Genomic DNA, 26,083 nt, shown 5'->3' on the forward strand with positions numbered 1-26,083 from the left:
GACTATCACCATGCGTCATCGTAATAGTGGTGTGAAATTAGGCCGTACCAGCAGCCATCGTAAAGCGATGTTCCAAAACATGGCTAATTCTTTGTTTGAGCATGAGTTAATTAAAACAACTGTGCCTAAAGCAAAAGAGTTACGTCGTGTAGCTGAGCCTTTAATCACTTTAGCTAAAAACGATACTGTAGCAAACCGTCGTTTGGCGTTTGCTCGTACTCGTTCAGCAGCAACAGTTGGTAAATTATTTACCGTTCTTGGCCCTCGTTACAAAGAACGTAACGGCGGTTATCTACGTGTTCTTAAAGCTGGTTTCCGTGCAGGTGATGCTGCACCGATGGCTTATGTAGAACTTGTGGATCGTGAAGTAAACTAATTACTCACGTCACAGAACAATCGGTTGTTCGAAAAAGGTCGGTGTTTCACCGGCCTTTTTTTGTGCCTTTTTGTTGGACAATTTATGGTTTTGTCCCAAATTGACTTAAATTTCGTCAGAAAAATGCAAACTTGACATTGCGTATTGTCAGATTTGTGCTTTAATAAAAAAGTACTCTTAAAAAGGTTATAAAAACAACATGGAAAAGCAAGTTGATATTCTTATCGTTGGCGCAGGTATCTCTGGTATTGGTGTAGCTGCACATCTTTCAAAACACTCACCACAACGTTCATTTGAAATTATTGAGCGTCGCGAGAGCTTTGGTGGTACTTGGGATCTATTTAAATATCCGGGTATTCGTTCCGATTCAGATATGTCTACTTTTGGGTTTAATTTTAAACCATGGCAAAAAGCCAATGTATTAGCAGATGGTGCTTCAATCAAAGGCTACGTTGCTGAAGTTGTCGACGAATTTAAATTAAAAAATAAAATTCATTTTAATCAGCGTGTACGTACTGCAAATTATGATTCTTCAATTAAAAAATGGGTGGTACAAATTGAAGATGAAAATAAAAAACTCAATACGTGGGTTGCAAATTTTGTCATTGGATGTACTGGTTATTATAATTATGATCAAGGTTATCAGCCTGACTACCCTGGTAAAAATGATTTTAAAGGCGAATTTATTAATCCACAATTTTGGCCTGAAAACTTAGATTATTCGGGTAAAAAAGTGGTGATTATTGGTAGTGGTGCAACAGCTATTACCTTGGTTCCTGCTATGTCAAAAGGTGGGGCAGGGCATGTGACCATGTTGCAACGTTCACCAACATATATTGCTTCAATTCCATCTATTGATTTTGTTTATGACAAAATGCGTAAGGTTTTACCTGAAGATGTGGCATATAAGTTAACCCGCGCACGTAATATTGGCATGCAACGCGGGATTTATGCGCTTGCACAAAAACAACCGAAGTTACTACGTAAGTTCTTACTCAAATCGATTGAAATGCAATTAAAAGGTAAAGTGGATATGAAACACTTTACCCCAACATATAATCCGTGGGATCAGCGTTTATGTGTTGTGCCAGATGGTGACTTATTTAAAATTTTACGTTCTGGTAAAGCCAGTGTTGAAACAGATCAAATTGAGAAAATTACTGCCACGGGTATTCAATTAAAATCTGGTAAACATTTAGATGCGGATATCATCGTTTCAGCAACAGGGTTAGAAATCCAAATCTTGGGTGGTATCAAAGCTACAATTGATAATAAGCCAATGAATACTTCACAGCATATGTTGTATCAAGGTGTGATGGTTAGCGATGTGCCAAATATGGCAATGATCATTGGTTATATCAACGCATCATGGACATTAAAAGTTGATATCGCAGGTGAGTATATTTGCCGTCTTGTAAACTATATGGACAAGAAAGGCTATGATGAAGTTATTCCTCAAGGTGATGCAACTGAATTGATGGAAGATACGGTGATGGGCAGTTTAAGCTCAGGTTATATTGCCCGTGCGGCAGATGTGATGCCTAAACAAGGTAAGCATGCACCTTGGAAAGTGTCGAATAACTATTTAGCAGATCGCAAAGAACTCAAAAATGCTAAGTTTGAAGATGGAGTTTTAAAATTTCATAAGCGTGAAGCACAACTTGAAAAAAAGCCTAAACTGGTTTCTTAATCAAGCCTAGAAATCACTAAACTAAGCAATAGCAAAATAAAGAAACTATGAAATAAATAAGGAGCGAAAGCTCCTTATTTTATTGCGACATGGTAATTGATTTAAAAGAATGGTTAGTGATAGAAAAAGGAGCCAAAGCTCCTTTAACCGTGTTCAAATAAATTATAAAGAACGGGAAATCAGTTCTTTCATAATCTCGTTTGTACCTGCATAAATACGATTTGCCCGATTATCAATATAAGCGCGCGCAATTGGATATTCCAGCATATAACCATACCCGCCATGTAATTGGAGGCATTCATCAACGACATTGGAGAATACTTCTGAAATTTTGTATTTTGCGGCAGCTGCGGCATCAACACCTAAAGTGCCTTCAAGTTGTAATTCCATACAACGATCGAGATAAGCACGACAGAAATCAATTTCTGTGCGCATTTCAGCAAGCTTAAAGCGTGTATTTTGAAAAGCACTGATTGGTTTACCAAACGCTTTACGGTCTTTGGTATATTGAACCGTATGTGCTAGCGCTGCTTCTGCGCCTGCTTGGCAGATAATCGCAACCAGCATACGTTCCCACGCCAACTCTTTCATCAGCATGATAAACCCCATGCCTTCAATTCCTAATAAATTTTCTTTTGGTACACGAACATCTTCAAAGAACAATTCGCAAGTATCTTGTCCTTTCATACCAATTTTATTGAGTGGTTTTCCTTTGCTAAAGCCAGCACGGTCAGCTTCAACGATAATCAAAGATAGGTTGGCAGAACCTTTCTCTGAACTGCCTGTTTTACATACGACAATTGCCATATCGCACAGATAACCATTGGTAATAAAAATTTTAGAACCATTGATTACATATTCATCCCCGTCTAAAACAGCAGTAGTGCGAACGCCTTGTAGGTCTGAGCCTGTTCCTGGTTCTGTCATCGCGATGGCTGTGACTGTTTCTCCAGAAGCCATTTTAGGAATCCAATGTTTTTTCTGTTCTTCATTACCAAAGTTGTTGATGTAGTTGGCAACAATATCCGAGTGCAAAGAAAAACCTGTAGAAGAATCCATTGCATAAGCTTGCTCTTCAATCAGAATCATACTGTAGAGGCGATCTACCCCATAACCACCATATTCTTCAGGCATGGTTGCACAGAGCAGACCCATTTCACCTGCTTTGTTCCATAAATCTCGATCTACATGTTGTTGTTCTTCATATTTAGCAATATTTGGGACAACTTCTTTTTCATAAAATTTACGTACTGTTTCACGAAAAGCTTCGTGATCGGAATCAAACAATTTACGAGGCAACATATTGGTTAAAGGTCGGATAGCACCTGATTGCATTTTTATAATATCCATATGAGTTTTAGTGAGTTGAAATTATGTGAATTGCTTATTTGTCGCAATGAGATGAATGCTCAAAACTCACTTTTAAATGATGAATTTGGTCATTTAAAAGAATTTAGCGAGAAATTGATCGGGAATCAGGTAAACTAAGTCAGAATTAACCATTGGGGGAAAATGATGTCAGAAGAACTTACTTTAGAAGAACGTAAAGTGATTTATCGTGCTCGTCGCGGTTTAAAAGAAATTGATGTATATTTTGACCCATATGTAAAACAATATTACTTAGAAGCAAGTGCGCAAGAAAAAGCCTTGTTTAAAGAGTTAGTTGATCAGGAAGACCCAGATTTATTGGATTGGTTTATGGAAGTTTCAGAACCGCCTCGACCTGAACTTAGAGGTTTGATTAATAAACTTAAAGATTATGTCCACGGATGAGGTAAAAACTCACCAACGATATCAATTCAAACCCAGTCGTATTGCACTGGGTTTTCAGCTTTTGTGTTTAACAGTTATTTTTATTGTGCTGTGCTCCATTATAACTGTATGGACAAGTGTATTATTGCTGTTGCTGGCATGCTTTAGTCTAAAAATATTTAGAATGCGTCCAGAAGTCCGAAGTTTGGAACATTTTGATTTAGAGCATTGGAGCTTACAATATGAGGATTCCAATCAAATTCATCATATACAAATTCAGAAAATGATTGATCATCAATTTTATATTGCGGTGTATTTTTGTGAGGAAAGCAATAAAAGTCTAATTATTTGGCAAGATCAACTAAGCACAATACAGTGGAAATCTTTGAAATCTCGGGTCACGCTAAGTTAATTGTCTGACAAATATAAAAAATATAATTTTAATTTAATTTAAATAAAACAGTAGTTTATTTGTATTTTTTCTTATTGAATATTCATTGTTAGACCAAATATATAGAAAATAGCGCAATTATGAGATTGTCCGACAATTCTATCTGTGAAAATCTGATTTTGCATGTAAATTAAAATCACCAACAGCGAGGAGGAATTTCCAAATGGGTGAAATTCATACGTTTTGGTTCTTAGTGGTTGCAATTGTTTTTGCAATTATATTTGGAAGACTAGGAACTATGCTGAGGGAACAGATCGAGAAAGCTAACGCTAACAGTGTTAACGGTAGCAAATTTAAAAGACTTAAAACGAATAAACTCTCTTAAAGAGTTTACCTTTTAACAAGTAGCATGTGCTGAACCGTCGCAATGCTACTTTTTTTTGCTTAAAATTTGTATAAAAACCAGATCAGGTCAATTGAATACTTTCTATATTGTGGCAAATTCTTCAGATGAAATTAGAGCTATTACTCTGTTATTCAGAGATTGCATCTGATATTGTTATTTTAAAAGGGATATAAACACAATTATATAGAGGACAGGAAGTATGTCTAAGGTCCACAAGCTTGGTCAATTGATGCTGACCGCTGTCGTTGCCTCATCTGTGTTATCAGGTTGTTCATATGTTGTAAAATCAGGTGCCAATGTTGCGCTTGGATTTAGTGAGAAACATATCGTCCCACCCATTTTGGCAGGTAATGATACAGATATGGCGTGCAACTCAGGCAACGCCTTAACACCAGCAATTATGGCAACAAAAGATATGGGGGCTGACCCAACCCGTATGGCAGTATTATTATATTCAGCTGCGGGAATGTGTGCAGAAAATCGTGCTTTGGATGCAGAACTCAGATATTTACGGGCTTCAAAAGACGGTAAAGTGACTGAAGCTCAAGATGCTCGTATAGAACAAAAACGTTGGGCAGCTCTTGCCGCAGAACGTCAATACACGGGCTATCAACTATTTGCAGAACGTTGGCAGGCAAAATATAAATATACTTTAGGTGATTCTTGTCCAACCATGCGTAAGGACTTGGATCAAACCATCTATTTAATCGGTATGCTCAGTGGTTTGCAATCGATGACCAATGACATTAACTCTGGTGGTGCAGTCAATGTACCGAAAGATATTGCTGCGATTGTTGAACGTGGTATGACATGTTTAGACAATAACAAATTCTGGGGTGCCCCAATGGCGACCCGTGCAGTGATTTGGATATTGTTACCAGGTGCAGGAGATGGTAAGCCTGATCCAACACAGACCTTACAACAATCAATGCAAATCGCAGAACAGAAAGGTGTTCGTTTAGCATTTGCAATGAATGCTGTTGCAGCACAAGCTAGTGGTGATGATGCTAAATTAAGAGCGGCGTTAAAAGCTTATGCCGCATCGCGAGCAGATGATAAGCCAGTAAACCCTGAATTTAGATTGTTAGATGGTATGGCGGGTCAAATGGTTCAAGGCATTGCAGATCGTTATTGGACTGAACATACCGGTGTTCGTGCAGCAGATGATGGAATGACCACATTCTGGGATGAACAAGCATCTACGGGTGATGATGAATTATTTAATGATTTACCTGCACCGACTGAAGAGCCAAGTGCTTCAGCTGACGAACCTGCAGCAAATCCATAGTATTCAATTGCATGAATTGGTTAGAATTGAGGAAGAGCGACAGCTCTTCTTTTTTTATGGTGTAGCATGGAACAACACAAGTTAGATAAAAATATATTGTTTATTGCAACCAGTATCATTTTCTTTGCAATTCTTCAGCTTTTTCAAACTCATTTCATTTATCAGCACGATGTTTTTTTAAGCCAGCCTTGGCGCTGGTGGACAGGGCATTGGGTTCATGTGGGATGGATTCATTATGTTTTAAATGTTTTGGCTTTGGCTTGTTTACCCTTTTTATTTCCAAACATTAAAAAGAAAGTTTTTATTGCTTTATTGCTTATTTTACCGCCTTTACTCAGTCTCTGTTTTTATCTGATTTATCCTCATATTTTTGCTTATGCAGGTTTGTCTGGCATTCTTCATGGTCTGTTTGTATTTTGTGCAATCGTCAGTTTAAAAGAAAAGCCAGAACGAAATTTTGCCTTCATCGTATTGTTATGCATCTTAGGCAAAATCGCATGGGAACTTTTTTTTGGTGCACTACAAACTGAACAATTGATTGGTCATCCTGTTTTAATACAAGCGCATTTGCTTGGGGTGATTTTTGGAAGTATTTGTGCCATCTTGAGCTTAATTTTTCGACTTAATGTTATGAAATAGAAAATGAATCAAGAATATTATTTGCATGAAGTATTATTTTATAAAATTTTATTATTTTGATGAGGTTAAGCACATAGAAGCGTAAATATATTTAAAAAAAATTTGAATGAATGCTTTGTAATGAATGAATGCTGATTCTCATTTGTGGTTAATTATGTGAATGTTACATCAATTTTAGTTGTAAAAAATATAAGTGCTTAGTTGTTTTTTCACATTTAATGATAAGACTATAGATGAGTTGACAAAAAGCTCGCCAAAAAAATTAATCTTTGTCATGTTTTTCTTAGGAAAATTAGGGCAAATTTGAGTGGTGATGATAGGAATGGGTATTGGTAAAGGATTTTACCTCTCACCTAATAATAAAAGATAAGCTGTGCAAGCGATTGTACACTGGTTATAAAAACTGGAATAACAATGCAAGAACCTGTAAATAATAGATCGGGATTAGGTCTACTCAGTTATCTCTGGAATGAGTGGTTCTCAACCTTTTCCATCCTTATTCTGCTTCTCCTGACCTTGATCATTGGGACAGGGGATATGATTCATGGGCAAATGCTTCGTTTAGGTGAACGCCTATATGGAGACGAAAAAATAGGAATGCAATATTCCTTTTTACGTGCTGAGCCCAACAAACCTTCATGTGACCGCAATGTAGATATCGATAAGCTTGTCAAAGAAAAAATGCAACAGGAAGCCAGTGATCCTGATGCGGCATTTTTTGGTTTAACGCCAGAAGCAGATGTTCGCGCTTCATTCGTTTCAGCTCAAACGGATTGTGAACAGAAATATGCGTTCTATGATAAATCGATCAAACATATGGAAGATCATCCATCCCTTCGTTCATATCGTTCGATGGAAACGGGTTTCTTCTGGATATTAAAATGGGGCTCTGAACATCGTGTACTCATTCTGATTTTGATGGTGGTGATTGCTGCAATTACAGCATCATTGAAGATGCATCATATTGGGCTACGTCCAGCGCGTACTAAGCTTGATTTTAAAGTTTATAATATTGCGATGGTACTGGGGAATGCCTTACTGAGCTTCTCGGTCATTAGCCAATATCGTTCAGTACTCAATTCTGGTGTTGAATCTACCCTTGAAACGATAGGGGTCTATTGGTTATGGATGATCCTGTTCGTTGTCTTGACAGTCATCAGCCTGTTTAAATTATTCCGTACCCCAGAAAATGCTGAAGAAGGCGGTAAATTTGGCCTTGCGCTGCTGAGCATACCTTTATATGCCTTTATGGCAATTGTGACAGGTATTGCATTTACTTTCTTTATGGACTACCCAATGGGGCAAGGTATTTACCTTGGCTTGTTGACTGAATTTTCAAATATCTTCCTTAATTTAGCACTGTTTATTTGGGCGGGTATGTTATTGACCCAAACACGTGTGATGGATCTTTTCTTGGCGATTCTTCGTCCTTGGAACTTAGCGCCTGAAACATTGACGTGGATCATTTTGATCGGTGCTGCAATTCCAACAGCATATACAGGCGCTTCGGGAATCTTCGTTGTTGCTGCTGGTGCAATTATCTACAAAGAAGTGTGGAATTCAGGTGCTCGTCGTCAATATGCACTTGCTGTTTCGGCAATGTCAGGTTCACTGGGTGTTGTATTACGTCCGTGTCTATTGGTGATCTTAATTTCCATGTTGGATAGCCGTCATGTAACTTCAGATGAGCTATTTGATCATGGTATTTATGTATTCTGGTTAACCGCATTTATTTTCTTAGGGGTGTCGTTATTCCTTGCTGAGAATAAGTTCCGTATTAACTCACCGAAAACTGCTGTCCCTGGTATGTTGCGTGCTTTCGTTCCTGTGCTTCCATATATCTTGATTGTTGCTGTCGTAATTGGCTTCTATCAGTTTGGTCTGGACACGAAAATGGATGAATTTACCGCACCTGTAATTCTTCCAATCATGTTATTGGCATTTATTTTATTTGATAAGTTATTTGGTAATAAATTACCGATACCAGAAAACCCAAATAAAGCACTTGCTCTAGAGCATGAAAAAAATTCTGAATACTTACGTGAGCATGGTGATACCGCTGAAACGAAACGTGGCTTCCGTAGCGCAATTCGTTTTGCAACATCTGAAAGTGTTGGTCATATTGGTGCGTTAATTATTCTAATGGCATTGTCTGCAAGTGTTGGTGGTCTGATTGAACGCAGTGAGATCGTGACCATGGTGCCAACGCATTTGGGTAGTATCTTGGTGACACTTGGCTTTATGGCATTGTTACTTGCATTAATTGGTATGACAACAGATCCATTTGGTGCGGTGATTCTTGTTGCTGCGACGATTGCGCCAGTTGCATTTGAAAATGGTATCCATCCGATTCACTTCTGGATGATTGTACTGGTTGCATTTGAGTTTGGTTATGTTACGCCACCAGTTGCGCTCAACCATTTACTGACCAGGCTCTCGGTCGGTGATGCAGAAGTTGCCGCCGCCGATGCTGAGGCAAAAGCCAAATATACAAGCTTCTACTATCGTTATGAGCGTTGGATCTTGCCAATCGTGGTGCTGTTCTCCGCATTGGTGATTGTGACCTATGCGCCGTACATGTTTAACTTGTTTGACTGGTATGCCAGTAAATAATTGAATGTCTAAAAAGCGCCTTCGGGCGCTTTTTTTCTGTCTGTGGCTTTGAATAGATTTAGTGATCTTTAAATTGAAACTGCTGAATGTACTCACTCGGCGTTAAACTGGTTTCACGTTTAAACATGGCACTAAATGCACTGGCACTGTCATAGCCCAAATCAAGTGCAACATTGAAAATAGATTTATTCATTGCCAAATCAGTCATGGCCTGCATTAGCCTTGCCTGCCGTACCCAATGACTAAAATGCATATTGGTTTCTTTCTGAAAATGCCGACTGAGCGTTTTAGAGCTAACATGTAAAAATTGGGCGGCATGTTCGAGTGTCCATGTTTGACTGAGATCATATTTAATTTCAGCACAGAGCCTTTGCAATTTAATATTTTGTGGCTCAGGTAAGCTAAATGGTAGAACAGGAAGAAGTTCCATCTCATCTAAAATCAATTCAAGCAATCGTGCTTCACGGCTTTGTGGGTGAATCGTCGATTGTATCTGCATTGCTGAGCGGATAAGTTCTTTTAAAAGGGGAGAGATCGTGACGACACGGCACTCATTGACTAATTTTGAACGTGCGTCTGGCTGAATAAATACACCATAAGCTTGTACATCACCACTGATCAGAAGAGCATGGGCCTTATATGCTGGAATCCATACACCGCGTCCCGGTGGCGTGACCCATGTTCCTTCTGCCGTTTGAATACGGAGAACACCAGAAAGCGTATGAATCAGTTGGATACGTTCATGGCTATGCCAATCTTCGATATGTCCATGGGAATAATTTTCAGTAAAAGCATAAATTGGATAATCTAAAAATCCATGATCATAATTATTTCCCATGATTTAGTCCTCAATCAATATGGCACTGCCAATCACACCTTCGTGGAATTACTTAGTTCTCAATCATAATGTCCTTTATGCGATAGTTATTGTCATTTTATCGTACAAGTTCAAAATGATTATTTTTTAACATGGTTAAATCTTTCTGTATAGGCAGAGCAGCATGTTTCAAAAAGCTTATTTCTACCCATTGTTCGCCATTTTATTTTGGGCTGGAAATGTAATTGTATCTAAAATGGCAAGCCATGCAATTTCACCTATAGCGATTACATTTTATCGTTTGGTTTTTGCGCTTGCGGTGATGAGTACTTTTGTATTGATTCCCAGTTGGAAAAATCGCCATATTATTCGCCAGTATTGGAAACATTTGGCTTTAGGTGGATTTCTTTCTGTATCCTTATTCCAATTTTTGTCTTATCAAGCAGCGACAACCACGACAGCAACCAATATGGCGATTGTGACGGCATTGATTCCATTATTGACGATTATTTTAAGTACATGGATTTTAAAAGATCAGATTAGCTACGGCTTAGTAATCGGAGGCTTCTTATCATTCTATGGCATTTTGTATTTATTGAGTCATGGGCATATTGCCCAAGTTTTTAGCCAAGGTATGCATCTTGGAGATGGCTTGATGTTGCTTGCCGCAATCGGCTACGCTTTATATGGTGTGCTGTTAAAACGTTGGAAAATGCCGATCCCAGCATGGCAATCGAATTTTGTCATGTCGACCTTTGCCATCTTATATGTTTTGCCGTTTTTTATCTTTTTACCCGCATCACAAATGCAACTGAATCAACAGACCGTTCCTTTGATTTTGTATGCCAGTATTTTCTCATCGATTTTATTGTCTTATTTATGGATTGAAGGTGTAAGACATTTGGGACCCAATAAAAATAGTATTTTTATGAATTTATTGCCAGTGTTTACAGCTTTAATTGCCGTAGTGCTATTGGGTGAACATTTACAAGTTTTTCATTTGGTTGGTGGTGGTTTAACACTCTGTGGAATTTTATTGGCGCAAATTATCCAAAAGCCAATCCAATGGAAAAAATCAACACAGCAATCATTGGACTCACTTTAAAATATTGGAGGATCTATAGTTGAAATTGAAAAAAGCCTTAACTTATAAATAGGTTAAGGCTTTTCTGGTATCAGATCGTCATTTTTGCGTATGGGCGAAAATTATTGATTTTGTGCAGCTATTTGTTGTTGAAGTAGCTTGATTTGCTCTTCCTTAAGTTTAATCAATTGATCTGCATCGGCATGTTGAGACTTGAGGTTTTGTTGCTGATCATCGAGTTGTTTTTGGATATCTTCTAGTTTAGCCACTTCTTCTTTAGCTAAACTGGTATTTTCAGGGATTTTATCTTTTAAAATGGATTCTTTGACCAATTCTACATTGGCAGTCTCTGAAGCAGCACTTTGTTCAACAGGCGTTGCCACAGGCGGAGCCGTTGCTTCCACTTTCTTCGTAGTAGGTGTTGGTTGATTCAATTGCTCATTGATTTGGGTGCTTTCAGAGGTGTTATTTAACCAGAAAAAAATAGCAATTAAAACGATAACTGCCCCCAAACCACCAGCAATAATCCACATTAATTTTGAATTGTTTCTTTGTTCTATATGCATTTTATTCGTTCCGATCTATTTTGAAGAGCGAGGCTTGAATTGAATGACCCCAATTTCATCAGGTATAGCAGGTTCTTCAGGCGCATCTACATGAGTAGGGCGATTTTCAGAATATCCACACTCGATGCATTCAATCCATTCCGCATCGTCTTGGGTGAGCATAACAATACGATCTATCGCTTCACATTTTGGACATTTTGCACCAGCAATGAAACGACGTCTAATATTCATACACCCACCACACTTTAAACAATTTTGGCCGTTAGTTTAAGCGTTTTTTTAGCTATTCGTCCAACCTTGATGACGTAATAATGCATCTATTTTAGGTTCACGACCACGGAAATTGATAAATGCATCAAGTGCTGTATCTTTTCCGCCAACTGCAAGGATTGCCTTACGGAACTCTTGTCCAGTTTGGGTATTAAACACACCCTCATGTTCAAAGCGGTCAAAAGCATCGCTTGCTAAAACTTCTGCCCATTTATAAGAATAATAACCGGCAGCATAACCGCCCGCAAAAATATGGCTAAAGCCATTCTGGAAGCGGTTATAAGGTGCTGTTGCTAAAACCGCATACTTCTGGCGAATATCATCTAAAGTTGCTTGGATTTGTTCAGCATTTAGGGCAGGTGTAAGTTTATGAATGGTTAAATCGAACAGTGCAAATTCAATTTGTCGTAAAGTTTGCATACCTGACTGGAAGAAACGAGCATCGAGTAATGCTTTTAAAAGATGCTCAGGAAGTGTGTTTTTAGATTCAATATGTTCACTGATTAAAGCCAAGCTTTCAGTATCCCATGTCCAAAATTCCATAAACTGGCTAGGTAACTCTACTGCATCCCATGCAACACCATGTGTTCCAGCAACTGCAATATTGTCCACTTCTGTCAACATATGGTGTAAGCCATGACCAAACTCATGGAATAAGGTATTCACTTCATCATGCGTTAATAGGGCAGGCTGATCACCGACAGGTGGGGTAAAGTTCCCAACCATATAACAGATTGGTTTTTGTAACCCCGTTTCGGTTTGCATACGCGAGCGGAAACCACTCATCCATGCACCACCACGTTTACCGTTACGCGCATAGAGATCAAAGTAAAAGCCACCAATCACAGTACCTTGATCTTCTAGTTCATAATAATGGGCATCTGTATGCCAAAGTGGTGCTTGGCGTTCAATAACTTGAATTCCATATAAACGATTGACCACATTAAATAAGCCTTGAATCACTTTAGGCGCAGGGAAGTATGGTTTTAAATCTTCCTGAGAAAGGTTGAACTGTTGAACTTTTAGTTTTTCAGAATAATAACTGCTGTCCCAAGGTTTTAGCTCATCTATGCCATCTTGTTTGGCAATAGTTTTGAGTTCTTCGATTTCATTTAATGCAGGTGTACGTGCATGTTCTGCTAAATCAACCAGAAATTGATCAACAGTGGCCACATCGGGTGCCATTTTTGAAGCAAGCGAATATTCAGCAAAATTGTCAAAACCTAAAAGCTTGGCCATTTCCTGACGTAAGCTGAGGATTTCAACCATTACGGGTGCATTGTCAAATTGCGTATCGCTGGCTTGATCTGAGGCGCGTGTAACATAAGCGTGATAGATTTCTTCACGGAGCGCACGATCTTCTGCATAGGTCATGATGGCCAAATAAGATGGAATATCTAAGGTAGCAACTGGCTGATCTAGTTCGCGTTGTTGACCGTATTGTTTGAGTAATTCAATACTGCCTTGCGGTAGACCTTTAAGCTGATCCGTGGTTAAAGTTTTGCTATAGGCTTGGGTTGAATCCAAAACATGATTAGAAAAATCAGAAGACAGTTGTGATAATCGTGCTGAAATTTCTGCATAGCGTTTTTTAGCTTCACCTTCAAGGGCAACACCTGAAAGTTTAAAATCACGTAAAGCCAGTTTAATTGCACTTTGTTGCGCCGTTGGCAAGTCGCTAAAAATCGCATGATCATAAACATTTTGATAAGTTTGGAACAAAGCAACGTGTTGACCGATCTGAGTGTAGTATTCACTTAAACTTGGTAATAAGTCTTGATAGACTTCACGCGTTTCAGTGTTATTCATCACTGCGTTGAGGTGTGACAAAATTCCCCAAGATTCACTCATGTTATTTTCAAGTGAATCTACATTTTCGATCACTGCAAGTTGTTGTTGAATGCTTTCAGGGACTTGTACCAAGTCATTTAAAAAGTTTTGACCGTCTTGGATGGCTTTTTCAATATTTTGTTTGAGTTGATCTAAACTAATTTGATCAAATTGCGGTACTGGCAACGTTGCCTGTTCTAGTGTCATGAGCTTAATGCCAAATCATTTCTTAAGTTATAGATAGATGTAGGGCTTCTGGCAGGGGAAATCAAGGTGTGACAATAAAATTAACACAGATGTTAATGGACTTGTTTGGTTTTCAAATTGTATTCAAATGGGATAGAGTATGCGCCCGCATCAAAACTGATGCCTAAAATATCTTTTTTAAGATAAAAGCCATTTGCATTTTTTAGCGCAATAAAATTTCGATCTTCAGCATAGTATCGGTATAGGTATTGCAGATCTGCGCTATCGCAGTCATTAGCCGTTTTAGAAAGCGTTGCGGTTTTATTTTCAATACATGGGTCAAGTTGCTGAGCAATTTCATTTGAGATTTGCGCTGCGGACAATTGATATTTTTGCAGTATTTGTGGCAATGTTACGAACTGTCTATTCTCTAAATCGATCACATAATACTTTTCACGATAATAGCTTTGTCCGCCTTCAATTTCTAAATGGGTATAAACACTTAAATAGTTTTGATCCTGATAGATCTTTCCTGAACTAAAGTCGATACGTGTAGCATCATCTGCCAAAAGTTCGTGTGTGATTTGTTGGTTGATTTTTTCAAAACCTTTGCCTTGGATAAAGGGAATATTTCCTGAAAAGTTTGTGTATTTAGGGGGAATAGTTTGGGTTTTAAAAGTGATGGTTTCAGCAGAAGCTACACAGCTGAGTAACAGGATTAAGAGTGATGGTATATTTTTAATTTTCATGCTGTTATTTCTAGAGTTATTTGAGTCGCTATGCATGCATTATAAAACAAGGAAGACTCTATGAGGGTACAAGAAAAGTATTTATTAAAAGTAGTAAGTTTTGATCCTGAACAAGAACCAGAAGAGCAACATATTTATTTGATAGAGGTTTATGACTTTGAAGTAACGGCAAATCAAATTAATTTTAAAAATTGCATAAATTCTAAAATTTTAGATGAAATGGATAAGCTGCATTTACTGAAAAGACGTAGAAAAATAGACCATCTCTACTTTGTTTTGACGTATGAATTGAGGGTGGGGGACAAAGAATTTTCTAACGATTTAGATTTTTCTTATGAGTTTAATTATAAGAATGCTGATCTGATCGTTTATGACTTTACTTATGATGGAGATGAAGAATACCAGGAGCCATCATTAAGTGAAAAAACTACATTTTTCTTAAAACAAAATCAATTTTTAAAAAAATATTCTGAAAATAAAATTTCTCTAAAACAATGGTTTGAGTTAAATGAGTTTGAAAAGGAATGTTGGTTAAATGTTGCTTATAAGGTTAATTTCAATCAACACATAAATGAAAGTATCTCAAAAGTTAGCCATATTATTTTAGATGGAAACTACATACATTCGGAAAGTGATCTTTACTGTTATATTGGGGAACAAGTTTGTGGCATTTTGGGTTATATGGGATATAACACCTCAGCTTTAAGCAATTGTTTAACAGAAGAAAATTTAAGACCCATTTGTAGGCCATTAAATATTACTTGGAAGAATTTTAAAAGTTCCGAGCTGAATTTTAATTGCCTTGATGATTTAAATTATTTGGTTGAGCTACTCAAAGAGGATGCCATTTTAAATATTCAAATTTAAAATTTTAATGATAAAAAAGAGAGCCGAAACTCTCTGATTTTGCGGTAAGTCAAAATTACTCAGTCTTTGCTTTTGCGTTCGACTTCTTCTTTTTTGCTTTAGCCTTTTTCTTCACTTTATCTTTAGCCTTTGTTTCAGGCTGAGTTGCAGTACTTTTTCCAGGTTTTTTATTGTAAGAGCTGGGTTTTCCTTTGGGCTTTTTCTTTCGAATGGGACGTTCCCCATCTTCGCTGGCGTTCCCACTGTCAGATTCAGATTTAACTTTGACAGGACGTTCAGAAAAAACTTCTTCTTTGGCAACGGGTTTTGCAACACGTGGTGCACGACTACGGATTACACGGCCCGCATGCGACAGTTGTTGTAACAATTCAAAATCAATCTTACGTTCTTCTAGGTTAACCCCAGCAACTTTAATCTTGACTTCGTCACCCAAACCAAATGCTTGACCACGATTTTGACCGACTAAATTTTGACTAACTTGATCATAAACAAAGTAGTCATCGCCCAATTGACTCACGTGAATCATACCATCCACATATAAGTCTTTTAGGGTTACAAATAAACCAAATTCAGCGGTTGCACTGATCACACCAACAAATTCTTCGCCTAAATGCTGCTGCATATAGTGACATTTCAGCCATGAAGTAACCGAACGCGAGGCTTCATCTGCACGACGTTCAGTTGCAGAGAAATGTTCACCCGCATCTTCTAAAGCCGCACCTGAAAGAGGATACTTTTTGTTGGTTAAACTGGCTTTAATCGCACGATGTAATAGCAGGTCAGGGTAGCGACGAATTGGTGAAGTGAAATGGGTATATGCTTCATAAGCCAAGCCATAGTGCCCCACATTTTTTGGACCATAGTAGGCTTGCATCATTGAACGTAATAACACTGCATGAATACTTGGTGCATCAATACGATCTTTGGTTGCTTCAATCACCGTTTGATAATCGGCTTGTGTTGGTTGGTCAGGGAATTTAAAGCCCAATAATTTCACAAAGTCTTTTACTTTTTGAATGCGTGAAAACTCTGGTGCTTCATGCACACGGTACAACATTGGAACTTCATTTTTTAAGCAATATTCCGCTGCTGCAACGTTAGCAAGCAACATGCATTCTTCAATAAGCTTATGTGCAACATTACGTGAACGCGGTAAAATTTCTTTAATTCCACCCAATTCATCAAAAGTCATGTAGGTTTCAACGGTTTCAAATTCCATTGCATGACGTTGTGCACGTAAACCTTTTAAGGTTTCATACAATTGGTAGAGCGTATTAACTGACTTACGGACATCACGGTCTTCAGGAATCGCATTGCTGTCGCCATCTAAATATTGTGCAACTTGGGTATAGGTTAAACGTGCTTTTGAATGCATCACTGATGGATAAAATTCAAATTTAGTCACTTTACCGGCACGACTTAAATTTAAATCACACACCATACATAAACGGTCAACATGTGGATTTAAAGAACATAAGCCATTTGAAAGTGCTTCAGGCAACATTGGTAATACATAGTGTGGGAAATACACCGATGTACCACGTTCTTGCGCTTCATCATCTAAAGGTTTACCAACACGGACATAATGACTGACATCTGCAATCGCGACAACGACACGATAGCCACCACCAGGACGTTTTTCCGCATAGACTGCATCATCGAAGTCACGTGCGTCTTCACCATCAATGGTGACTAAAGGTAAAGCTCGTAAATCTATACGACCTTGACGATCTTTTGCAGAGGGTTCTTTAAACGCTTCGGCTTCTTTGATGACTTCTTCTGGGAATTCATAAGGTAAACCATATTCTAAAATGGTTTGCGGGATAATGATTTCAGTATCGGCTTTATCCGCCATTGATTGAATCACATGACCTGTCGCAAATTCATCTCGTGTTGGATAGTCATCAATTTCAACACGTAATGCATCGCCGACTTTGGCTTTGGCATGTTCAATCAGTTCTTTTTCTAAAGTTATGGGTTGATGTGCATTGGGAGGTGCGGGTTGAATAAAGTATTCACCTTCAAACTCTGCAACTTTCCCAATCAGTTGTTTAACTCGACGTTGAGTCACTTCAGTAATATAGCCCCAAGCTTTACCTTTACGGTCTACAGAAGTTTGTTGGACTTTAACGCGGTCACCATGGAAGACTTGACGTAATTCACGCTCAGGGAGAAGGAATTCATCTTTCTTACCATCTAAGCTTGCAACACCTAAACCTTTAGCGTTGACATAAACAGTAGCATCTAGGGTAGGTTGATCGGCCATCAGCTGATATTTAAAACCATCTTTCATCAACTGACCATCACGGACCATTGCACTTAAACGATGGCTGAGCGCATCTATACTTTTTTGATCGACAATTTCAAGCAGTTCAACAAGATCTGCATGTGACAATGCTTCTTGTTTTCGTTCAATGATTTCTAGGATAAGGGTACGACTTGGAATGGGATTGTCGTAACGCTCAGCTTCAGCTTTGGCTTCAGGATCGACCCAATTTTTCATGATGTATTTGGTTTCTAGTCAGAAGATAGGATTAGCATAAGACATACAGTGGAATACTGCACGTAATTGATTGCAATATTGTGTTTTTAATTTAATTTTTAGAGAAATTTTCTTTGTATTTGTAGATTGTGATTGTTTTGCAGCATAAAAAAACAACAAAATGATGAAAATCGCTTAAAAAGTATTTAATTGAGTAAATTTCTCTATTTTTTTTAATGTCATCACTTGCCGAATCGGGTTTTAGTTTGTATTATGGCGGCTCGTTACGGTGAGATGGGTGAGTGGCTGAAACCACATCCCTGCTAAGGATGCATACGGGTAACTGTATCGAGGGTTCGAATCCCTCTCTCACCGCCAACGATTACTTATGACGCGCTCATAGCTCAGCTGGATAGAGCACTTGGCTACGAACTAAGGGGTCGGGAGTTCGAATCTCTCTGAGCGCACCAATAAGTTAATCATGATGTAACGAATGCCTTTTGGCAACACAAGTATTGCGCTCATAGCTCAGCTGGATAGAGCACTTGGCTACGAACTAAGGGGTCGGGAGTTCGAATCTCTCTGAGCGCACCAACTTGAAGAATTAACCGCATACGTTGCGGTTTTTTTGTACCTGAAATTTAGATTGATGATTTTAGTTGGTTGAATATATTGATTCTCTTGGCTATTTTACGAAAAATAAAATAGCTAAATGTAATAAGCCCAATAATAATGCCAGTTATCTCTAAATAGGAAAAAGTGCTAATTTTAAAAAGAAAAAAGATGCTAATTAAACTTAGACTAAGCCATAATAAACAGAAAAATAGGATTTCATTAAAGAAAAATATTTGAAAGAGCCTTTTGCGTAATTCCTTATTTTTAATTCGCGTCAGAATTAAAAACCGATGTTTAAAACCGAATGAACTGTTTGGTGAGATTTCAGCTTTGGATAGCAGCATTCGATAAAAATGGACCTCATCAAAAGACGCATTGAGTTTGTTTTTAACAGGCTGTTGTGTCTTTTCATTGTTACTTAACCATTTATCGACCTCAAAACAGGGGAGTAAAGACTCTCCAAAACCATCGATATCTAAATATCGATTTTGGGGTGTATTAAGTTCGAAAGATTTTGGCAGCCAATATTTTGAAGGTGATGGACTTTTGGGATCTCGATGTTTTTGTTCGATGAAATGGATCATATCCACCATTTCATTTCTAGTTTCTATGCTAAATGGATCAATCATCATTCCCATAATATCAGTAATGTTTAACTCGACTGAAAATGTTGGAGTACGTTGTAAATATTGTAAAAATGATTGAGCTAAAATTGCTACTTTTTCATCATTATAGAGTGCTGACCATATGTTGAGTCTGGATTTAAACGTTTCACAGCTTTTTAAGATCGTTGCACGAAAGACGTAATAGGTTAAGTCATCTTCATCTTGAATAGCGGTAATGTCTTCAACTTTAAATAAGGCCAACCAAAATAACGGAATAGAGTATTTAACTTCTTGATAGGTTTCATTTTCATCCATTTGCCCAATAGTTCTATCGAGATCGGATGAAATCAAAAGTGTTGAGTAATGTCCCATTTTTTTCCTTTTATTATCTGAATTTTTATAGAAATATTGATGAAATAATAGTACACGATTGATTGAGTTGGAATTTAAATAAAATGAGTTTTATCCTTTTTTACACGTCTATTCTTGTCGCAGAGCAAGGATTAGAACATCTATTCTAGGGCTAAAAACATTAAAATAATTAAAATAACCGAAGCTTTAGAAAGAAGAACATGAAGAAATATACAGATGGATATTATATTTACCAGCATGTTGATTTTATTTGTCATTTCAACCTGCAACAGTGTGATGGCTGTAATCGCACGTTGACAGGGTTTGTTTATGAACTGCAAATCCAAAGTTTAGAGAATGAATCTGTCATATTCTGTGCTGAATGTATGGAATTGTTAGACGTAGTGAATGTCGAATAATTGCTTGGGGTTGATGAATATTCAATTTTAACTTCGCTGATTTTTTCTCACAAAAAAGTAAGTATTATCCAGCATTATTTTTATAGAAAAGCTTATCTGATAATCATATTTATTTAGAAAAAATTCTCACTGTAAGATGGTTCCAAATCATTTTTTCTGCTTTAGAGCGTAACAATAAAATAATTATTTTGGACGATTTCTTTGAATTGGCAATATATCTACAGTGTGATGCCACAGTTTGCTTCAGCAATGGTGACCACACTCCAAATCTCAATCATCAGTATTATTCTCGCAATATTGGTTGGTTTAATTTGCAGTATTCTCATTACCTATCGGGTACGGGTCTTTGACAAAATTGTCAAAATTTACATTGAATTATCACGCAATACGCCCTTATTGATTCAGTTATTTTTTCTCTATTACGGTTTACCAAAACTGGGGATTAAAATTGATGGATTTACCTGTGGGGTCATTGGTCTAACTTTTCTAGGTGGAAGCTATATGGCTGAAGCCTTTCGTGCAGGTCTACAAGCTGTGGCCAAAGGGCAAATTGATTCAGGTGAAAGTATAGGACTGAATCCACTGCAAGTTTTTCAATATGTGATCTTCCCTCAAGCTCTAGCAATTTCAATTCCTGCAATTGGTGCAAATTGTTTATTTCTGATTAAAGAAAGTTCTGTGGTGAGTGCCATTGCAGTGGTGGAACTATTGTTTGTCACCAAAGACTTAATTGGTATGGATTATAAAACCACAGAAGCATTATTTCTCTTGATCATGTCTTATCTGATTATTTTATTGCCTGTGTCTATTCTCACCAGTTATCTGGAATACCGCAGTCGGAAGGTGAGCCATGGAATTTGATTATCTGTTTCAACCCAGTCATCTTGCACGTTTACTGGAAGGGCTGTGGGTTACTGCAAAAATTGCCTTTATATCAGTATTTTTTTCAGCAATTTTTGGCACGATTTTCGGTGTCATTATGACGTCAAAAAATTTACTGATTAAAAGTTTGTGTCGATTGTATTTAGAAGCGATTCGGATTATTCCAATTCTGGTTTTATTGTTTGTTTTCTATTTTGGCTTTGCAACATGGTTTAACTGGCAGCTCTCAGCGGTACTGGTATGTATTGTGGTCTTTGTATTATGGGGCACAGCTGAAATGGGCGATCTAGTTCGTGCTGCCATCACATCGATAGATCAACATCAACACGATTCTGCACATGCACTTGGCCTGAGTCCTATGCAAACTTTGAGCTATGTGATTTTCCCACAGAGTTTAAAAAGAGTCACACCAGGCGCAATCAATTTATTCACGCGTATGATTAAAACCAGCTCTTTGGCAGTGCTGATTGGCGTGGTCGAAGTAATTAAAGTTGGACAGCAAATTATTGAAAATTCGCTGTTAATTGTTCCGAATGCATCTCTTTGGATTTATGGTTTGATCTTTATTTTATATTTTATCATTTGCTATCCCTTATCCCGTGTAGCGACGCATTTAGAAAAAGTTTGGGAGTAATCATGACTTTGTTATCTATACAACATTTACAGAAATCATTTGCAGAAAGTCATATTTTACAAGGCATAGATTTGGACGTAAAACAGGGTGAAGTCGTGGTGATCCTTGGTCCATCTGGGTGTGGAAAAAGCACATTGTTGCGTTGTATCAATGGCTTGGAAAAAATACAGGGGGGCACAATCAATTTAGCTGGCTCAGGTGTATTGGGCAAAGATTTAGCGTGGGTGGATGTACGTCAAAAAATTGGCATGGTGTTTCAAAACTATGAACTTTTTGGGCATATGAATGTGATTGATAACATTTTATTAGGCCCTTTAAAAGTTCAAAAACGAACAAGAGCTGAAGCTGAGAAAGTTGCAGACGAATTATTGAAACGTGTCGGTTTATACGATCGTAAGCGAGATTATCCGCGACAGTTATCGGGTGGGCAAAAGCAACGTATCGCAATTGTGCGTTCATTGGTGATGCAGCCTCAAGTGATTCTGCTAGATGAAATCACCGCTGCTTTAGACCCTGAAATGGTCCGTGAAGTATTAGATGTGGTTTTAAAACTTGCACATGAAGGAATGACCATGTTGATCGTGACTCATGAAATGTCTTTTGCCAGAAAAGTCGCCGACCGAATTATTTTTATGGATAAAGGCAAAATTATTGAGCAAGCCACACCTGAACAATTTTTTGAGCATCCACAGACTGAACGGGCAAAAGCCTTTTTAAATATGTTGAATTATTAACAGTAATTTAGACATCAATATTCACCCTAATAGCAACACATAATGATCTATAAAAATGAGGATGTATGGCTTTATCTTATTTAACTCAACCATCGAATTTTTTTAATATTTCCAACGTTGTTCGAACATTGAGTGTGGCCTTATGTATGGGAATGTTGAGCGCATGTAGTCAGCCAACTGAACCAATTGCATCAGCGGAGCAAAATACCCAGAATGATCAATCATTAGATCAGATTAAAAAGCAGGGCGTGTTTCGTGTGGCTGTTTTTGCAGATAATCCACCATTTGGTTATGTGGACAGTGCAGGTAAACCACAAGGTTTTGATATCGCTTTAGCAAAAAGAGTGACCAAAGATTTGCTTGGGGATGAAAATAAAGTTGAATTTGTGGTGACTGAGGCTGCTAACCGTGTGGAGTTTTTAAAATCGGGTAAAGCAGATGCGGTATTTGCCAGTTTTTCAGTCACTCCTGAACGTAAACAAGTGGTTGATTTTGCCCAACCGTATTTAAAGGCTGCTTTAGGCATTGTATCGCCTAAAGCCAAGACGATTACCAATATTCAGCAGCTCGAAGGCAAAACCTTGATCGTCAATAAAGGCTCGACATCAGATATTTATTTCACTAAGAATTACCCAAAAATTAATTTATTAAAGTTTGAACAAAATACTGATGCTTTTAATGCACTGAAAGATGGTCGTGGTGATGCAATTTCTCAAGACAGTACTTATGCCTTGGCATGGGCAGCTGAGAATCCAACATTTACGGCGGGAATTCAGCAAATTGGTAATCAAGACTTTATTGCACCTGCAGTGAAAAAGGGCAATACCCAACTTCTAAATTGGCTCAATACTGAAATTTCAAGCTTACAAAGAACAGGTGAAATTCAGAAGATTTATGATCAGACCTTAAAGCCAGTTTACGGTGGAACTGTGGACGCTCAAGTCTTTTTGGATGTGAAACCGAAATAAAAATTGCATCAAAGCGTTTAAATACGAAAAGAAATCATCGTTTAAGTATGAAAATAGATTAGAGGAAAATTAAATGAACATATCAATAAAACAGCTGACTCATCTACTTGCAGCCTCTGTGCTTAGCTTAGGGTTGGCGGCGTGTAATAAAAATGCTTCAACAACTGAAAAAACTGCTGAAACTGAAAAAACCAGCTCAAGTATTGAACAAATTAAGAAAAATGGTGTGGTTCGTATCGGGGTGTTTAGTGATAAGCCGCCTTTTGGTTACTTGGATTCACAAGGTAAAAACCAAGGATTTGATGTGGAAATTGCTAAGCATGTTGCCAAAGACCTATTAGGAGATGAAAACAAAGTTCAATTTGTTTTAACGGAGGCTGCCAATCGTGTGGAGTACCTTAAAGCCAATAAGGTCGATATTATTTTTGCTAATTTCACCGTGACACCTGAACGCAAGGAAGTTGTAGATTTTGCTCAGCCTTATTTAAAAGTTTCTTTGGGTGTTGTATCGCCTAAAGCCAAGCCAATTACAGATATTGCACAACTTAAAGACCAGACTTTATTGGTCAATAAAGGCACGACAGCAGACTCATTCTTTAGCAAATCACATCCTGAAATTAAATTACAAAAGTACGAGCAGAATACAGAGACCTTTGATGCTTTGAAAGATGGACGTGGTGTGGCTTTGGCACATGATAATTTATTGGTACTTGCTTGGGCAAAAGAGAACCCAAATTATACAGTGGGTATTACCAGCTTGGGTCAGCATGATTTGATTGCACCTGCAGTCAAAAAGGGTGATAAAGAATTATTGGATTGGTTGAATCAAGACTTAGAAAAATTATCTAAAGCAGGGGTTATCCAGCAAGCATATGAAAAGACGTTAAAACCTGTCTACGGTGATAGCATTAATCCAAAAGATTTATTGGTTGAGTAAAACCATTAAAACTTAAGTTTGCTCTTTAAAACGAGTATCCACTTTAACTGGGAAAACATGATTTGCATTTAATTGATCTTTTTCACAAAGGTCTCTTGTGCAAGTAGATGTTTTCCTTTTTTTGTCATTGGCTGCATAAGTGCCAATTCATCACCTGTATTTTTCTCAAGCAAAATAGAATGTGGTTGATCCTCAGCAAATAAAAATTGCTCACCCCATTGACGTAATGCCACGATGATTGGAAACAGTGCATAACCTTGTGCAGTGAGCACATATTCCAAATAGGCTGAACCATTAGATGCTGGTTGGTTCTTTAGAATTTGAGCATCAACAAGTTTAGCCAAACGATCAGATAAAATATTTTTGGCGACATTTAAATTTTTTTGAAAATCACTAAATCGTTTTACCCCATCAAAAGCTTCGCGAATGATCAATAAAGCCCAACGATCTCCAATCAATTGTACTGACCGCGCAACTGGGCAAGCTTCATATTTATCTTGATTCATCAGTTGTCCATATTTCATCTTAAAAATAGACTATAAATCTAGTTGCAATTTAAAACAAGATTGCGTAATTTAATCTGGTTGCAAATTAAAACTAGATTGGTGCAAAATGAACAAAACAGATCATCATCAGCGCAATAAAACAAGAGAGCAACAACAATCCCATCTTTCTCCAATCTTGGTCATGTTGTTGGCGTGTGCTGCTGGATTGAGTGTTGCAAATGTTTATTATGCACAGCCATTGCTGGATCTTATTGCTCAAGATTTTAAATTAGATTATTCGTGGGTGGGGTTAGTTGTTTCATTGACTCAAGTGGGATCAATCATTGCATTAATTTTTATTGTGCCTTTAGGCGATTTAATACCACGAAAATCTTTGATGTTGTTTCAGTCCATCATTTTATGCCTAGCTTTAATCTCGTTGGTTTTTTCAGATCATATTTTCACGTTGTTATTGAGTATGCTGATTGTGGGCATGTTGGGCACAGCGATGACCCAAGGCTTAATTGTTTATGCATCAGTTTTGGCGGCTGCTGATGAACGCGGCAAAATCGTGGGTACAGTCCAAGCAGGTGTGTTGATTGGTATACTTTTATCTCGGGTACTGTCTGGTAGTTTAGCCGATTGGTTTGGATGGCAAGGGGTATATATATTCTCAGTATTATGTATGAGTATGATCAGTGTGTTTTTATGGAAATACTTAGCTGTTATCCGCATCGAAAAAGATCCTACTCAGCAATTCACTTATTCCCAGATAATCTTTTCATTGTTTGAACAATTGTTTAAAAATAGAGTGTTACAGATTAGAGGTGTACTTGCTTTCATCATTTTCGTCAATTTAAATCTGTTTTGGAATGCACTGGTGTTTCCTTTATCTGTTCAGCCTTTTGAATATTCACATAGCTTGATTGGTTTTTTAGGCATCATTGGTGCCATCGGTGCAGTTATGGCAATCCGTGTTGGTGTGTTGGTTGATCGAGGCTATGCTCAGCGTGTTACACAATATGCGTTTCTACTACTGATCGGAGCTTGGGTCATTTTAAACTGCTTATATTTTTCAATTTGGATTTTTATTTTAGCGATTATTTTATTAGATGTAGCTATTCAATCAATCCATGTGATTAATCAAAGTCTGATCTTCCAAGCGGATATTCGACTACATGGGCGATTGGTGGGTGCTTATATGTTATTTTATGCATTGGGTAGTGCAGTGGGCTCATTACTGGCAACAACACTCTATGGTCATTGGGGATGGTATGCCGTGTGTGCTGCTGGAATCCTATTGAGTATAGTTGGCTATTTATTTTGGTTGTTTACTGAAAAATATTTAATTCAATTTCAAATGAAACAGCATGCAAGCAGTGTATAAATACGTAGATTCTAGGTTTTTGTCGATTTAAAGATAAATAGCCCAAATACTAAACACTTG

Annotated in this window: 23 protein-coding genes and 3 tRNA genes; 17 read left to right on the top strand and 9 right to left on the bottom strand. The window is 37.7% G+C overall.

Going from position 1 to position 26,083, the window contains the following annotated elements; all coding sequences use genetic code 11:
• Positions 1–10 precede the first annotated feature (10 nt).
• Together rplQ and AC2G3J_RS02110 are read left to right on the top strand one after the other, a co-directional pair.
• Positions 11–376, top strand: a complete 366-nt coding sequence (rplQ, locus tag AC2G3J_RS02105) for a 50S ribosomal protein L17 (protein WP_004281488.1) — start codon at positions 11–13, stop codon at positions 374–376.
• 199 nt (positions 377–575) lie between these two features.
• Entirely contained in the window at positions 576–2,066 is a 1,491-nt protein-coding gene (locus tag AC2G3J_RS02110; RefSeq protein ID WP_336953499.1) for a flavin-containing monooxygenase, read from the top strand.
• Positions 2,067–2,228: 162 nt separating this feature from the next.
• On the opposite strand, the gene AC2G3J_RS02115 is transcribed toward AC2G3J_RS02110, so the two are convergent.
• Positions 2,229–3,401: an acyl-CoA dehydrogenase family protein gene (locus AC2G3J_RS02115; RefSeq protein WP_483770593.1), complete on the bottom strand. Its 1,173-nt coding sequence runs from the start codon at positions 3,399–3,401 to the stop codon at positions 2,229–2,231.
• Between the two features lie 180 nt (positions 3,402–3,581).
• Here AC2G3J_RS02115 and AC2G3J_RS02120 point away from each other — a divergent pair, with 180 nt between their 5' ends.
• From AC2G3J_RS02120 to AC2G3J_RS02135, 4 genes are all read left to right on the top strand, one after another.
• Positions 3,582–3,839: an FAD assembly factor SdhE gene (locus tag AC2G3J_RS02120; RefSeq protein WP_336953501.1), complete on the top strand. Its 258-nt coding sequence runs from the start codon at positions 3,582–3,584 to the stop codon at positions 3,837–3,839.
• A gap of 975 nt (positions 3,840–4,814) precedes the next feature.
• Positions 4,815–5,903 carry a hypothetical protein gene (locus AC2G3J_RS02125; protein WP_336953502.1) on the top strand — a complete coding sequence of 363 codons (1,089 nt, stop codon included), beginning with the start codon at positions 4,815–4,817 and terminating at the stop codon, positions 5,901–5,903.
• 66 nt (positions 5,904–5,969) lie between these two features.
• The gene (gene rrtA, locus AC2G3J_RS02130) at positions 5,970–6,542 is read left to right on the top strand and encodes a rhombosortase (RefSeq protein ID WP_483770594.1); all 573 of its coding nucleotides are present in this window, start codon (positions 5,970–5,972) and stop codon (positions 6,540–6,542) included.
• 414 nt (positions 6,543–6,956) lie between these two features.
• Entirely contained in the window at positions 6,957–9,155 is a 2,199-nt protein-coding gene (locus AC2G3J_RS02135) for a TRAP transporter large permease subunit (protein ID WP_151956994.1), read from the top strand.
• A 58-nt stretch (positions 9,156–9,213) separates the two neighbouring features.
• Here AC2G3J_RS02135 and AC2G3J_RS02140 read toward each other — a convergent pair whose 3' ends face one another.
• On the bottom strand, positions 9,214–9,993 hold the full coding sequence (locus tag AC2G3J_RS02140) for an AraC family transcriptional regulator (RefSeq protein ID WP_483770595.1): 780 nt from the start codon (positions 9,991–9,993) through the stop codon (positions 9,214–9,216).
• Positions 9,994–10,156: 163 nt separating this feature from the next.
• On the opposite strand from AC2G3J_RS02140, the gene AC2G3J_RS02145 reads away from it, so the two are divergent.
• Positions 10,157–11,077: a DMT family transporter gene (locus tag AC2G3J_RS02145; protein WP_483770596.1), complete on the top strand. Its 921-nt coding sequence runs from the start codon at positions 10,157–10,159 to the stop codon at positions 11,075–11,077.
• A 101-nt stretch (positions 11,078–11,178) separates the two neighbouring features.
• On the opposite strand, the gene AC2G3J_RS02150 is transcribed toward AC2G3J_RS02145, so the two are convergent.
• The 4 genes from AC2G3J_RS02150 to AC2G3J_RS02165 all read right to left on the bottom strand — a co-directional run bounded on the left by AC2G3J_RS02150 (position 11,179) and on the right by AC2G3J_RS02165 (position 14,657).
• Positions 11,179–11,622: a hypothetical protein gene (locus AC2G3J_RS02150; RefSeq protein WP_336953506.1), complete on the bottom strand. Its 444-nt coding sequence runs from the start codon at positions 11,620–11,622 to the stop codon at positions 11,179–11,181.
• A 15-nt stretch (positions 11,623–11,637) separates the two neighbouring features.
• Positions 11,638–11,847, bottom strand: a complete 210-nt coding sequence (locus AC2G3J_RS02155) for a YheV family putative zinc ribbon protein (protein ID WP_483771059.1) — start codon at positions 11,845–11,847, stop codon at positions 11,638–11,640.
• Positions 11,848–11,901: 54 nt separating this feature from the next.
• Positions 11,902–13,929, bottom strand: a complete 2,028-nt coding sequence (locus AC2G3J_RS02160) for a M3 family metallopeptidase (protein WP_336953507.1) — start codon at positions 13,927–13,929, stop codon at positions 11,902–11,904.
• 92 nt (positions 13,930–14,021) lie between these two features.
• Positions 14,022–14,657, bottom strand: coding sequence for a hypothetical protein (locus AC2G3J_RS02165; protein ID WP_336953508.1), 636 nt, complete (start codon positions 14,655–14,657; stop codon positions 14,022–14,024).
• A gap of 60 nt (positions 14,658–14,717) precedes the next feature.
• Between AC2G3J_RS02165 and AC2G3J_RS02170 the strand changes: the two genes are divergently transcribed.
• Positions 14,718–15,524, top strand: a complete 807-nt coding sequence (locus tag AC2G3J_RS02170) for a barstar family protein (RefSeq protein ID WP_419819908.1) — start codon at positions 14,718–14,720, stop codon at positions 15,522–15,524.
• Positions 15,525–15,579: 55 nt separating this feature from the next.
• Here AC2G3J_RS02170 and rnr read toward each other — a convergent pair whose 3' ends face one another.
• On the bottom strand, positions 15,580–18,030 hold the full coding sequence (gene rnr, locus AC2G3J_RS02175; RefSeq protein WP_483771060.1) for a ribonuclease R: 2,451 nt from the start codon (positions 18,028–18,030) through the stop codon (positions 15,580–15,582).
• A gap of 264 nt (positions 18,031–18,294) precedes the next feature.
• Between rnr and AC2G3J_RS02180 the strand changes: the two genes are divergently transcribed.
• From AC2G3J_RS02180 to AC2G3J_RS02190, 3 genes are all read left to right on the top strand, one after another.
• Positions 18,295–18,384 (top strand) — tRNA-Ser (locus AC2G3J_RS02180).
• 15 nt (positions 18,385–18,399) lie between these two features.
• A tRNA-Arg gene (locus AC2G3J_RS02185) sits at positions 18,400–18,476 on the top strand.
• Positions 18,477–18,523: 47 nt separating this feature from the next.
• Positions 18,524–18,600 (top strand) — tRNA-Arg (locus tag AC2G3J_RS02190).
• 47 nt (positions 18,601–18,647) lie between these two features.
• Here AC2G3J_RS02190 and AC2G3J_RS02195 read toward each other — a convergent pair.
• Complete coding sequence (locus AC2G3J_RS02195; RefSeq protein WP_483770597.1) at positions 18,648–19,598, bottom strand: hypothetical protein; 951 nt, start codon at positions 19,596–19,598, stop codon at positions 18,648–18,650.
• A gap of 599 nt (positions 19,599–20,197) precedes the next feature.
• On the opposite strand from AC2G3J_RS02195, the gene AC2G3J_RS02200 reads away from it, so the two are divergent.
• From AC2G3J_RS02200 to AC2G3J_RS02220, 5 genes are all read left to right on the top strand, one after another.
• Positions 20,198–20,857, top strand: a complete 660-nt coding sequence (locus AC2G3J_RS02200; RefSeq protein ID WP_336953512.1) for an amino acid ABC transporter permease — start codon at positions 20,198–20,200, stop codon at positions 20,855–20,857.
• A complete protein-coding gene (locus AC2G3J_RS02205; RefSeq protein ID WP_483770598.1) occupies positions 20,847–21,512 on the top strand; it encodes an amino acid ABC transporter permease in 666 nt (221 codons plus the stop codon). Before AC2G3J_RS02200 ends, AC2G3J_RS02205 begins: the two co-directional genes overlap by 11 nt.
• Positions 21,513–21,514: 2 nt before the next feature.
• Positions 21,515–22,246, top strand: a complete 732-nt coding sequence (locus AC2G3J_RS02210) for an amino acid ABC transporter ATP-binding protein (RefSeq protein WP_004725765.1) — start codon at positions 21,515–21,517, stop codon at positions 22,244–22,246.
• Positions 22,247–22,392: 146 nt separating this feature from the next.
• Entirely contained in the window at positions 22,393–23,214 is an 822-nt protein-coding gene (locus AC2G3J_RS02215; protein ID WP_419327728.1) for a transporter substrate-binding domain-containing protein, read from the top strand.
• A gap of 73 nt (positions 23,215–23,287) precedes the next feature.
• Positions 23,288–24,151, top strand: a complete 864-nt coding sequence (locus AC2G3J_RS02220) for a cysteine ABC transporter substrate-binding protein (protein WP_336953516.1) — start codon at positions 23,288–23,290, stop codon at positions 24,149–24,151.
• 68 nt (positions 24,152–24,219) lie between these two features.
• Here the strand turns inward: AC2G3J_RS02220 and AC2G3J_RS02225 are convergent, their stop codons facing one another.
• On the bottom strand, positions 24,220–24,657 hold the full coding sequence (locus AC2G3J_RS02225) for a winged helix-turn-helix transcriptional regulator (protein ID WP_483770599.1): 438 nt from the start codon (positions 24,655–24,657) through the stop codon (positions 24,220–24,222).
• A gap of 106 nt (positions 24,658–24,763) precedes the next feature.
• On the opposite strand from AC2G3J_RS02225, the gene AC2G3J_RS02230 reads away from it, so the two are divergent.
• Positions 24,764–26,023 (top strand): MFS transporter, encoded by a 1,260-nt coding sequence (locus AC2G3J_RS02230; RefSeq protein WP_483770600.1) that lies wholly within the window; start codon positions 24,764–24,766, stop codon positions 26,021–26,023.
• Positions 26,024–26,083: the final 60 nt, after the last annotated feature.

The sequence above is a fragment of the Acinetobacter legionensis genome, from assembly GCF_057165765.1.